Annotated in this window: 9 protein-coding genes; 8 read left to right on the forward strand and 1 reads right to left on the reverse strand. The window is 55.4% G+C overall.

The genetic code is table 11. The features are described 5' to 3' along the window. The first annotated feature begins 29 nt into the window (after nt 1-29). The 6 genes from DK391_RS08690 (at nt 30) to DK391_RS08715 (ending at nt 6,512) form a co-directional block, all read left to right on the forward strand. Nucleotides 30-914 carry a VOC family protein gene (locus DK391_RS08690; protein ID WP_109477592.1) on the forward strand — a complete coding sequence of 295 codons (885 nt, stop codon included), beginning with the start codon at nt 30-32 and terminating at the stop codon, nt 912-914. Nucleotides 915-943: 29 nt separating this feature from the next. Further along, nucleotides 944-2,614, forward strand: a complete 1,671-nt coding sequence (locus DK391_RS08695; protein WP_109477593.1) for an AMP-binding protein — start codon at nt 944-946, stop codon at nt 2,612-2,614. Further along, nucleotides 2,611-3,084, forward strand: a complete 474-nt coding sequence (locus tag DK391_RS08700; protein WP_109477594.1) for a thioesterase family protein — start codon at nt 2,611-2,613, stop codon at nt 3,082-3,084. Before DK391_RS08695 ends, DK391_RS08700 begins: the two co-directional genes overlap by 4 nt. A gap of 12 nt (nt 3,085-3,096) precedes the next feature. After that, nucleotides 3,097-4,260 (forward strand): FAD-dependent monooxygenase, encoded by a 1,164-nt coding sequence (locus DK391_RS08705; RefSeq protein WP_109477595.1) that lies wholly within the window; start codon nt 3,097-3,099, stop codon nt 4,258-4,260. A 45-nt stretch (nt 4,261-4,305) separates the two neighbouring features. Then, entirely contained in the window at nt 4,306-5,061 is a 756-nt protein-coding gene (locus tag DK391_RS08710) for an aspartate/glutamate racemase family protein (RefSeq protein ID WP_109477596.1), read from the forward strand. A gap of 269 nt (nt 5,062-5,330) precedes the next feature. Continuing rightward, nucleotides 5,331-6,512: an acetyl-CoA C-acetyltransferase gene (locus DK391_RS08715; protein ID WP_109477597.1), complete on the forward strand. Its 1,182-nt coding sequence runs from the start codon at nt 5,331-5,333 to the stop codon at nt 6,510-6,512. A 685-nt stretch (nt 6,513-7,197) separates the two neighbouring features. Here DK391_RS08715 and DK391_RS08725 read toward each other — a convergent pair. Then, nucleotides 7,198-8,034 carry a hypothetical protein gene (locus DK391_RS08725; protein ID WP_162600744.1) on the reverse strand — a complete coding sequence of 279 codons (837 nt, stop codon included), beginning with the start codon at nt 8,032-8,034 and terminating at the stop codon, nt 7,198-7,200. A 258-nt stretch (nt 8,035-8,292) separates the two neighbouring features. Here DK391_RS08725 and DK391_RS08730 point away from each other — a divergent pair, with 258 nt between their 5' ends. Further along, on the forward strand, nt 8,293-8,568 hold the full coding sequence (locus DK391_RS08730; protein WP_109477600.1) for a type V toxin-antitoxin system endoribonuclease antitoxin GhoS: 276 nt from the start codon (nt 8,293-8,295) through the stop codon (nt 8,566-8,568). Nucleotides 8,569-8,920: 352 nt separating this feature from the next. Next, nucleotides 8,921-12,301, forward strand: a complete 3,381-nt coding sequence (locus tag DK391_RS08735) for a hypothetical protein (protein ID WP_162600745.1) — start codon at nt 8,921-8,923, stop codon at nt 12,299-12,301. Nucleotide 12,302: the final 1 nt, after the last annotated feature.

The following is a 12,302-nucleotide window of genomic DNA, read 5'->3' on the forward strand; positions in this document are numbered from 1 at the left end:
CGAGATAACATCGATTCTGGAGAATCTGCATGACTGCCAACGCACAAACGCGTCAACTTACGCTCCATGGCGTCGACCATACGGCACGACCCACCTGGAAGCTTCGTGACACTGTTGAGTTTTATCGAGACAAATTAGGACTGCCACTGATACACGTGATTTCGGCACGTGGTTGGGGGCCGTCGACTCATCCCGATTTTCTCCATTTCTTCTTCGACAGTGGCAATGGAAGCACCATCGCCTTTTTCTATTACCTTGGCTCCGACCAGCCGGGCGAGCTCAACGATCGCTCGTTGCGGGCGCCGGTACCCGAGGATCACGTGTTCGACGCCACGCACACTGCATGGATTGTTGAGGGTGAAGAGGAGCTTCACGCCTGGAAGGCGAAGCTGGAGGCGCAGGGGCTTAACGTATCAGTAGAAACGCGCCACGAAGTCATCGCATCCATTTACGTCCGCGATCCGAATGGCTATTTCATCGAATTCACCCGCAAGCTTCGCACGCTTGGTGAGCTTGACGCTGCCGATGCCGCGTTGACATTGCAGGCCGCGATGGAAGCGGAGGACCTTGCCGCTGCTGAAGGCCGCAGAGTCCTCAACATCGACGAATTCTGGGCGCGAAAGGCAACGCTGCTCAACGAGCGTGAGCATATCAATGGAAACGGTGTACGGATTTACGTCCCTCATCTTGACGAGTTTTCCTCGATTGTTGAAGACGCTGAGAAGCGGGACGAGTGCCGTGTGGTCCGTCGGGGTGCCTACGATTGCATCGAAACTGACAAGCCGATCGAATTCCGCCGAAAGGAGTTGGCTCTGAAGCCTGCGGTCTGGTACGGCCTGTTCACGGGTGGGGTCCAAGGTCAAATTAGTACGTTCGACCGAGACCGGGTCGTCATCGCACCGGCGACCAAGTAATTCGCGTCGATTGAAAAAGTGAGGAGACAATGGCTGGCACTTTAAGCCCTATTCAGGGCGTCACTTATCCAACCGCCGCGCGTGCGGCCAGGTCGTTTGCAAACGGAGCATGGGTGGACTCGACAGTAGGGGATGCGCTGCGTGCAACCGCGCAGGCTTTTCCAGACCGTCCTGCCTTTATCAGTGATGAGCGAACAATAACCTTTCGGGAACTCGATGAAAAGACGGAGCGGCTCGCCGCTGCGCTTCTTGACCTCGGGTTGAAAACTGGTGACCGCGCGATCTTGCAGATCGGAACGAATATCGAATCGGTCATCATTCTCGCGGCTTGCTTCAAGGCAGGGATTGTTCCTGTATGTTCACTTCCTCAACATCGGGAGGTGGAAATCGGACAACTCGCTGAGCAGTCGAATGCGCGAGGTTATTTCGTTCAAGCTGATTTCAGCAGTTTCGATCTGGTTGGATTTGCGGCGAAGATGGTCGACCGTACCCCGAGTCTGAAATTCCTGATTGTTGCGCGAGGAACTGTGCCTGGAACGGGCGATATTGAAACGCTCGTGGCAACCATGCCGCTCGAAGCGGCAAGAAAGCGCCTCGCCGTCATCAATCTGGGTAGCCAGGACGTTCTCAGCTTCCAGCTTTCCGGAGGCACGACGGGCGTTCCGAAGATTATCCCGCGTTTTCACGCCGAATATATCGGGCACTCAAGCGCGTGGATGAATCGCTATCGCATCACGAGCCAAAGCAGGCTTATCTACCCGCTGCCGATTGTTCATAACGCGGGGCAACTTTATGCATTGCTGCCTCCGTTGGTGCACGGCGTGACGACCGTCCTGATGCCAAAAGCGGACGTTGTGCGCCTGCTTGAGCTGATCGAGGTACATCGTGTCACGCACGCGTTGTCCATCGGGCCAATCGCACCGCAACTGCTTGCTTACCAGAATGTTGGCAAGCACGATTTGTCGTCGTTGCAGCTCTTCGCAACGATGAGCCGTGCGGACGCTCTCGAAGCCCACCTGGGTGTGCCGTGCTCCACCCTGTACGGCATCACGGAAGGTCTGCTGCTGGGTTCGCCGGCGGATGCTCCCGCGTTCGCCCGCCATCACACTCAAGGCGCTTCGGGTTGTCCGGACGATGAAATCCGCCTCCTGGACCCCGAAAGCGAGGCAGAGGTCGATGCAGGGCAGATGGGTGAACTTTGCTTTCGCGGCCCGTCCACTCTTGGAGGCTTTTTCGACAACCCGCAAGCCAATGCAAAGGCTTTCACGTCCGACGGCTTTTATCGTACGGGCGACATGGTCACCCGTCACGTCATCGACGGGATGACCTATGTGACGTTCGAGGGCCGTCTGCGCGATAACGTCAACCGGGGCGGAGAAAAGATTGGATGTGAAGAGGTCGAAGCCTTCGTGTGCCAGCACCCCTCTGTAGCGGACGCAAAGCTTGTCGCGATGCCCGACGAAATGTATGGCGAGAAAGGTTGCATTTTCATCGTGACTCGACCGGGGACTGAGCTGCCAGATGTTGCGACGCTAGGGGCGTTCCTGGTCGGAAAGGGGCTAGCCAAGTACAAGTGTCCCGAGCGCGTCGAAACAATTGACGAATTTCCCGTGACCCGGGTGGGGAAACTCGACAAGCCAGCGTTGAAAAAAATGATCACCGACATGTTGACGGTCGAGAAAGCCGAGGTCCGGACATGAGCACTGCGCTGATCGCGACTGAACAGATGCTGAGCCAAGAGCCGGTCGTTATCCGCCGTCGGGTCAAGTGGGGCGAATGTGACCCTGCAGGGGTGGTGTATACCGCGGCCTTCTCGGACTATGTGATCTCGGCCGCCGAACTCTTTTACGGTGCGCTCTTCGAATCGACGCCACAGCGCGTCAAACGTGAGCACGGCTTCGGTACTCCGACGCGCGGCCTGACGTTCGACTTCAGTCGTTCGCTGTGGCCAGACGACGACTTCGACATGACCGTTATCGTCAAGGATATCCGAACAAGGTCTTACGTGTTGGATGTCACAGGCCGCACTCTTGAGGGCGACATTGTCTTCGTCGCGTGCCTGACCCCAGTGTGCGTCGCGCGGTCGGAGAGAAAATCAATCGAGATACCTCCGTCGTTCCGTTCGGCGCTGGAGCACTACCGGCAGGCCTGCGCCGCCTCCGTCTTGTAAGGAAAATGCAGCATGAAAATCGTCGTCATCGGTGCCGGCCCGGCTGGCCTCTATTTCTCGCTTCTTGCAAAGAAGAGCAATCCCGAACACGAAATCCAGGTGTTCGAGCAAAACGTGAAGGGCGCCACATATGGCTGGGGGGTCGTCTTTTCGGATATCGGATTGACCTTTCTCAAAGAGGCGGATCCTGAGTTTTTCCAGGAATTCACGGCGAATCATGAGCGCTGCGACTATATGGAAGTCGTGCATCAGGACACTCATGTGCAGATACACGGCAACCATTTCTCTCGCACGGCGCGCGTTGACATGCTGAAGACGCTGCAGGACGCGTGCGAGCGGGAAGGCGTACGTGTCGAATACGGCAAGCGAATCGAGGACATCGAAAGCCTCGCTTCGCAGGTCGATCTGGTCGTCGCAGCCGATGGCGGGAACAGCGCCGTGCGATCACAGTTCGCCGACCACTTCCGACCGACTTTCGAGAAACGTCGCAACAAGTTCGCCTGGTACGGCACGCACCAGCGGTTTCACCCTGTCTCGCTCATTTTCCGACCGAACGAACATGGCACTTTTATCGCTCACGCGTACCAGTACAGCCCACAGCTGAGCACGTTCCTCGTGGAAGTTGACCCGGACACGTGGAAGCGCGCTGGTCTCGACACGGCAAGTGAAGAAGAAAGTCGTCGTTACTGTGCGGAGGTTTTCCGTCCGGATCTGGGGTCGAACGAGTTGCTGACCAACCGATCCCTCTGGTTCGAGGCGACCATCGTTAAGAACGAGCATTGGACGCATCGCAATATCGTTCTGCTTGGTGATGCCCTGCGTACGGTGCACTTCTCGCTTGGCTCAGGTACGCGCATGGCGATGCAGGATGCCATCGCGCTCCATAAAGCGGTTAGCGCGCATCCAGAAAACATTCCTGCAGCTTTCGCCACGTTCGAGGAACTGCGCCGTCCTGCGTCGAAAAGCTTTCAGGGTGCTGCCAGCAAGAGTCTGGATTGGTACGAAAACGTTGACACGAAGCTTCACCTCGACCCCGTGTCGTTTGCATACGACTACATGCGCCGCACTGGTCAGGTTTCGCACGACGACCTGAAGGCGCGAGATCCGCTCTTTGCCGCCGCCTATGAAGCGACACAATCGGAGCTTACTGAGCTGGCCCAGACAACGGCCGCGTAGGGATTTCCGGTCCTTTCTACGCGCAACTGATAACGAGAGATCAAGATGAGCAAGAGTTTTCGCATTGGACAGATTGTTCCGAGTTCTAACACCACAATGGAGACCGAGATTCCCGCGATGTTTCGCGCGCGGGAAGCTATCCGTCCCGAACGGTTTACCTTCCATTCGAGCAGAATGCGCATGCACAAGGTGACCAAGGAAGAACTGGAGGCGATGAACCGGGAAGGTTTGCGCTGCGCAGCTGAACTGGCCGATGCACGTGTTGACGTGATGAGCACCGCCTGCCTGGTTGCAATTATGGCCATGGGTCCGGGTTACCACCGAGAGACTGAGACGCAACTGGCTGAAATTGCGCGGGCTAATCAATGTTTCGCGCCAGTGATGACTTCGGCGGGGGCCTTGATTGATGGATTGAAGATGCTCAAGGCTCGCCGCATCTCGCTCATGGCTCCATATATGCGTCCGTTGACTGACCTCGTGGTTAAGTACATCGAGAGCGAAGGCATTGAGGTCATTGACTCTATCAGCTTCGAGATTCCCGACAACCTGGAAGTTGGAAAGCGCGACCCGCTTCAACTCATCAATGACGTTCGCACATTGAACACCGACGGTGCTGACGTGGTCGTTGCATCGGCATGTGTGCAGATGCCTTCACTTCCCGCCATTGAGCGTATCCAGGACATGCTGGGCATCAGAACGGTATCTTCGGCGGTATGCACAGTCCGGCGCATGCTGGACCATCTGGAACTGGAGCCTGTTGTTCCAGGTGCTGGTGCGCTTCTCGCGGGCACGGCTGCGTAAGAACGACTAACATGATGCTGCCGCTAACGGTGCGCGGCGACCAGACCGCAGAATCCGTCGGGCGCGAATGGGCTTGAATATTGTCATTCATGTCCAAGACTGCGCCGCGGGATGTGGGACTTTACGCATTGCTTTCGTGAACTGCGAGTCTAGCCTCACAAGCACCGCTTACAGATGCGGCCAGTCTTGGTGTGGGCAAGCATCGGAGCGTCAGGCGTTTCGGCGTAACGAGTTGAGTCCACTGGCTGGCATGTCTTGAGGAACTGAAAATGACGGATGTAGTGATCGTATCGGCCGCCCGTACGGCTGTTGGCAAATTCGGTGGGTCGCTTGCGAAGATTGCGGCGCCAGAACTGGGCGCGACGGTGATTCGCGCCGTGCTGGAGCGAGCGGGTCTCAAACCCGAGGTGGTCAGCGATGTCATTCTCGGTCAGGTATTGACGGCAGGTTCAGGACAGAATCCGGCACGCCAGTCGCTGATCAAGGCCGGCCTGCCCGTGAGCGTTCCGGGAATGACCATCAACAAGGTCTGCGGCTCCGGCCTGCAAGCCGTAATGTTGGCAGCCAATGCGATCATCGCTGGTGATTCAGACATCGTCGTTGCTGGCGGCCAGGAAAACATGAGTGCCGCGCCGCACGTGCTTCCGGGTTCGCGCGATGGCTTTCGCATGGGCGACGCGAAGCTAGTGGACACGATGATTGTCGATGGTTTGTGGGATGCGTTTAACCAGTACCACATGGGCGTGACTGCGGAGAATGTCGCGTTGGAATACGGCATCTCACGCGAAGACCAGGACAAGTTTGCGGCACTGTCACAAAATAAGGCAGAAGCTGCACAAAAGGCGGGGCGCTTCGATGACGAAATCGTACCCATCCAGATTCCACAGAAAAAGGGCGATCCAGTTTCATTCGTGACGGATGAGCAGGTACGTCACGGTGTGACGGCGGAGTCACTTTCAAGTTTGAAACCGGCATTCATGAAGGAAGGCACGGTTACGGCAGCGAACGCATCGGGTATCAATGACGGCGCGGCAGCCGTCGTCGTGATGTCAGCTCAAAAGGCCGAAGCACTTGGCCTGACGCCGCTTGCGCGCATCAAGGCCTACGCAACTGCAGGCGTAGACCCGAAACTGATGGGTATGGGTCCTGTGCCGGCGTCGCGCCGTTGTCTGGAGCGCGCAGGATGGAGCATAGACGATCTCGACCTGATGGAAATTAACGAAGCATTTGCCGCGCAGGCGCTCGCCGTGCACAGGCAAATGGGCTGGGACCAATCGAAAATCAACGTGAATGGCGGCGCAGTTGCGATCGGTCACCCTATTGGCGCTTCGGGCTGCCGGATTCTCGTCACGTTGCTACACGAAATGCAGAAGCGCGACGCGAAGAAAGGTCTCGCATCGCTGTGTATCGGCGGTGGAATGGGGGTGGCACTTGCGATCGAGCGGGCCTGATTGCGGGCGCTACCAAACATAAGTCTGATGCATCGACGGGCCGGGCGGTCGCATTTCTGAAAATGAGGAAGCGACGGCGTTGGCTCGTGAGGTAGGCATGGTGGGTTGTATTTTGGAAGCAAGCGTGTGGGGAAGAGTCGTGGCCGATCTGGTCGGACCACATTCAGGGCGCCGCCGAGACAGTCGGCCTCGACCTTCCTCGTCTGGGGCGGCGAGCGCCAGCCCCGGCACTGGAACCATATCGTTCATCGAATGGGAAGATCAAACTTCCGCGTTGCTTTCATGGAAAGCGTCGACGAGCGGAGTTTACGGTGAGCAGGTATGGAAACTCTGTTCCGCGCGACGGATGGGGTGCTGCGTTGTGTCCGGCAAGCCAATCCGTCGAGGCGACGCCATATTCAGGCCGTGGTATCGACGTGGATTGGATTCGCCGGCCAATGCGAATTGCGCCATCCTTGCGGATGTGTTTCGCGAACTTTGTGTCGGTGTAGCAATTGAGCACTGACAGTCAGACGAACTCACAGCAGGCATCCAGGGACAAACCGTTCGTTGCGCTAAATCGAGTCCGTTATCCTTGAGATGGCCTGTTCATCGGGTATCAGCGGTATCTGCTCGTCGCGGCCAGCAAAGGCGACGCAGGCACAGCTAACGGCACAACCGTCGCGTTAGCGACGGGCCCAAATTCTCAGTCGGCTTCGTTCCCGCTCTTTCGAATGATTGGGATGTCGGCATCTCTATTCTCCTTGCCAATATTGCTCATGATATTCGGGACGAGCATTTCGGCGAATCCTGCAACCATGGCAATCATATAGAAACCTGCATTCTCGGGTGCTTTTGACACGAAGGAGAATGCAACATCGGATTTGATTGCGAAGTACGCAAATATTGATGCGGTAACAGCAATCAGTATTCGTGAAAACCCGATTAGACAGTTAACTTTCGCGCTGGCGTCGACATCGATTTCAAGCGAAGAAAAGCTCAAGGCGATAGACATAATTCCGCCAAGTGCGCCGCATAGCGCCATGTTCAGCAGTAGTGGCGCCTGTTGCAGGCCCATGGCCCACGACAGCACACAAATCAGACACACCACGGCCATTGCGCTCGCTGCGTACTGCAGACGCCCCTTGATGGTCTTTAATTTCACGACTCGTTCGACGGCATGCGCGAGAATCGCTTTGGCAGATTCCGCATCGCCTCCGATGTTTACAGTAATCGCGCGCCCTATCAATCGATTGATGGACTCAATACTCCGAATATTGTCGGGTAGCAACGAATATATTTTCGCCAGATCCACTCCGAGTTTTTGATGCAGTGCCGTCAGCTCCTGATTTTTCTCATGATTGTCATTGATATCGATTCGGATGACTGTTTTCGTTCGATATACGACGAATTCCGGGAATTTTGAGTATATTTTCTCAACTTTGACGTTATCGTTATCGTTCTCGTTGATTTTAAAATCATACGGAACCTTGTGTTTTCGATTTTCTGCCAAATCGATTTCCGGAATTTCATTTTTAGTCACAAAATCCTCGCGTTTTATTTTCTGACCGTCGATTATGTTAGTGTATTGGCCAATCCCTAGCTGCATGAATTTTAGAGTGTCTGCGATAAATGCTCAATATGTCGAAGTGCAAAAACACCATCGAAGGATCCAGCTGGAGATGATAACTCGATATGATTGAACCAATCGCCGGCGAGTTACAATGTGATAGTGGGAGATTCACGCTCGTAGAACGATGTGTGCCAAAAAATCAGGTCACAAATATGGGGAGTAGCAGGCATGGCCAGTTTCATCACGCGCGTCGAACTTCAGAACGCATCAGCCGAGGACTATGAGAGGCTTCACTCCGAGATGGAGTCGCGCGGATTCAAAAGAACGATATCCGGAAAAAACGGAACAAGTTACAAGCTGCCGACGGCGACGTATAGCCTTTCGTTCATAGGAACCGCGAGTCAGGTGAGCGATCAGGCGCGAAATGCCGCGAATGCGACTGGCAGAAAAAACTGGATCATTACCACTGAAGGTCCGTCGAGCTGGTATCTGCCAGAGGTATGAAGACATCAAGCATCAAGGTTGGCGCGTGAGGCTATGCCTTTGCTTAAGGTCTGATGGTCCGTCAGGATCGGCGCTGCTGTCGCGATCGACAGGGGGCCTCGGTTCATCCGGACTCGGCCCATACAGTTTTCATCTTTGCGTTTGGTGACACCTGATTCCCCGCTATATCGAGACATGGCGGCTTGCCAGTTCGTATGTAGGCTCCGCATGCCATACATCGCCTGATTTTTTGTGCGGGACCACTTCGTTTGCAAGGGACAGGCGCGAACCCATTCATTAGCAGCTACGATTTGCAGCAGTCGCGCGCCGTTGGGCCTCCACAACCAGAAAAAGCATAGATGGGGACTAAAGGATGTTCAGGACAATTTTGACTTTCCTTTCTGGTCGGCTAACGGGCTGTGCTGAGCCGAGAGCACGGCGCGAGTTGGCTAAATGGACAGGAAAAAACGCTACGCTCAAGAATTTCCGCTACGGGAAATTCCGTCGATTCCTGATCGCAGGAACGGAGCATCCGATCCTGTTTGCGTTCTTTGTTGGTACGTGTTCAGCGATCCTCGCGTGTATTGTTGCCGGCCGTTGCTGGTCAAGACCGGGTTGGCTCCATCTACCCGTTTTGGCAGGGCCCGACCTCGACCCGAAGTTTGATCCTGCCGCGTTCGCGGGCGTGCCGTGGAGCGTCGAGGCCACGCTAGTGGCGATGGTGTACCCAATCGTTCTTTCATTTATCGCTTTGTTACTTCAGCGGAAGGCACATTCCGCAGTGGCGCTGCGAGTCTATGTACTCGATTGTGCTGTCGTCCCGGCAGGCGCCAGTTCGATTGGATTGTTGCTCGCGTTGAGCGTGCAGTACTTCGCGTCTCCCTACAGCACATCAAAATTTCTCGCTCACAATGCCCTGTTTTTGTTGCTCTTCGATGGAATCTGGTTTGCGGCAAACGTCCTGTTGACTGGATTTTTTCTCGGTAAAACGATTCGGTTCATTCAGGAAGAGGAGCAACAGCACGCTTATACGCGCGTCGCAGTCGACATCGCGTTACGCGCGGATCTCGTGTCGACGCTCAAGGAGCATATTATCGTCGACGCCCCGTATCGGGACTGGGGATTCGCGATACCGGCTTCGGATCGAACAGCGAAGCCGGAAGTCCATATGGTCGATGGGGGGAGGGGAAGTCCGTCGGTCAAGAGGCGTATCAGACAGCAACGCGTGCTCCACGATGTGCATCTGAACCTTTTGAGGGTCGTTGCAGCCCTTTGGGCCCGTCGCGCGAGTCGACATCAGTCTTCGGGACACGGTCGGCAACCCACGCTCTATTTCACGCCGATAGTCGGAGAGGTCGATACTGACGAAGTCGTCTTGTGCTCGGTTGAGAACGGTCCGGCTCTCAACCTCTTTGAGCGCGTGCTGGTCAGGGCAGCATTCAGTTACCGTCGCTCCCAACCTGGTACGCTGTCCCTCACTACGACAAGGATGCTTGAAGAGATCGCGAGCGGCGTAACGACCGCTGTCGAAGCAAGACGATTCGAGACCGCCGCGGCGACTCTGCGCGATGTCTTTGAGCTTCACAAAACGCTCCTGTCAGCAAGTGCAGTGGGTGGGCCGGAGAACGAGAGTCTTGCCACGATTGGTGTGTCGCCCTATGGCTGGGGTCCTTCAAGCTTCGATGTCGAATGGCAAAAGCCATATCGCGAGATTTCCCGCATGGCGGTCAATGTTCTTGCTGAGGACCTTTCTGTCTTTAGTACGATTGGGATTTTGCCGGCGCGCATTGCCTCGCAGGTATCGCCCAAACCCGAAAAGCTGATCATCGATACGATGCTCATCAGCATGAACCTCGCTTACCATCTGAATAAGTGGTGGATTCGCAAGGCCGACGAATCACTTCCCCATGGCCCCGGGAGATTTTCCGGTTTTCTGCCTCCCCAATACGGAAAGCCGTACGAGCAGGCGCTGATTGCTTTCATCGGAGGATGGGGTCACCTGCGCGTCAACATCCCGAAAACTGACGTCGCGACTGACGAGGAAATCTGGTCCGCATTGGGTGCCCGGACGTCTGTCTACGCCAGACACATTGAACATTCAGCTGAGCTTTTATTGAAAGCAGTTTCGCGCGGAGATGATGCTGCGTCCGAATGGTTTCTCGATAACTACCTGAAGTGGTGGGGAAACAGGGGTGACGAGTTATCGTTCGATGAAATGGAGCGCTTTTCCCGCCCGAAGTTTGGCCTTTCTCTAGCATCGAAGAGCTGGGGTGAGGTTGCCGAATTATTGAACGACTACGAACAGGTGGTAACGTCAGACCGCGCTAAAAGCGCGCTAAATCTCGCGTTGCGTCGCTATTGGGAAGCAATGAGGTTGTACCTCATACTTTTGCTCATCAGCAAAGCAGGAGAGGCGCAGGGAGACCACTCGCGAGAATTGCGATTCGCTGCAGCGCTTCTGATGGGTGAGGCCCGGAAGCGTGGGGGACGTGTCGAAAGCTGGGAGCTCAACAGTATCGATTCGGTCTTGAAAGCTCTCCTTGACGCGGAATTTGACGATTACGGCGACATGCGCAGGATCGATGCATTTGCGGAACGGCAGCGCTGGGACGATGAACCGCCGGAAGTTCCTGGCTGGATCTACGGATGGTCGGGCGGTTCGACGGATTTTTCATCCATGCGACGCGAAGCATGCATTCTATTGGCTGCTTTAAGTGCGTCTCGTACCGTGCGGGTCCCTGAAAGTACCCAGCGCATTGAAAGCTGGTGGAGAGACCTCGAAAAGCTGGAGGTTGTAGCTACCTACTGTGGTGACCGCTATCAGCAGGTCTTGTCGGACGAGTTCAACACGGCGTCCTCGATCTTTTCCGCGCTGTGTGCAGAGCTTGGCACCGCCCAGACGTTCAAACGTGCGCGAGTTGCCGTAGCGCGTGCAATGAAGACATCGCGAAAGGTTGCGCGGCACGAGAGGTTGATAACGCTGAGGTCTCGCGAAGTTGATCAGCGTGAAATCGCCCGATTAGCGGAGAACATCGCGGTTGCGTCGTTCGGAAGTGATGGATGGCCTTTGCCATTGGGCACCCGTCTCTCGTTCGTAACGAAGGCGACGACTGATTCGCTCGGATACTTCGTAGATGTTCCCAAAAGCCAGTTCATCGATGCGAGCGGTGAACGGAGAAATGGCGAAATGGCGAAAGCGATCGGAGCGTCCATCACCATGAAGTCAGTTGCATCTGCACTATGGTGGCATCTCGACGCGCATGCTTATGCGCCAACGAACTCGCCCGCTATTCGTAACAACTACCAGGCTACGGCGGAAGAGACGCAGGAGTTGGTGTCGGTGATAGCGAAGCGTTGTAAGGAGTTGATGGCTGCCGGTATTGAACCAGTCGTGATCGTGGGACGGTCTGCAGTCGGTTCATACCTGCGGCCTTATCGATGGGGTGCAACTCGAAATCAGTTTGCACTACCGCCGGACATTTTCTTGCGACCTCGTGATCCTGATGCTGGCGAGACGGGATTCGCTTATATCAACGATGTTCCAATATATGAGTTAGAGACTCCGAATGCGGACAGTTATGTGATCCCGCGGCTGGATCTGTCGACGCTGGAAGTGACCGGAAAAGATGCATCCAGTGCAATTCGAGCCAATTGGGAAAAATTGAGCGATGAACAACTCCGCATAACCATCAACTGGAACGTCGCATTTCAAAGCTCACACGGCGACTGTGAAATTGCAAATGTCAATGGCTAGT

Source organism: Paraburkholderia sp. C35, assembly GCF_003121405.1.
In the GTDB taxonomy this organism is placed as follows: Bacteria; Pseudomonadota; Gammaproteobacteria; order Burkholderiales; family Burkholderiaceae; genus Paraburkholderia.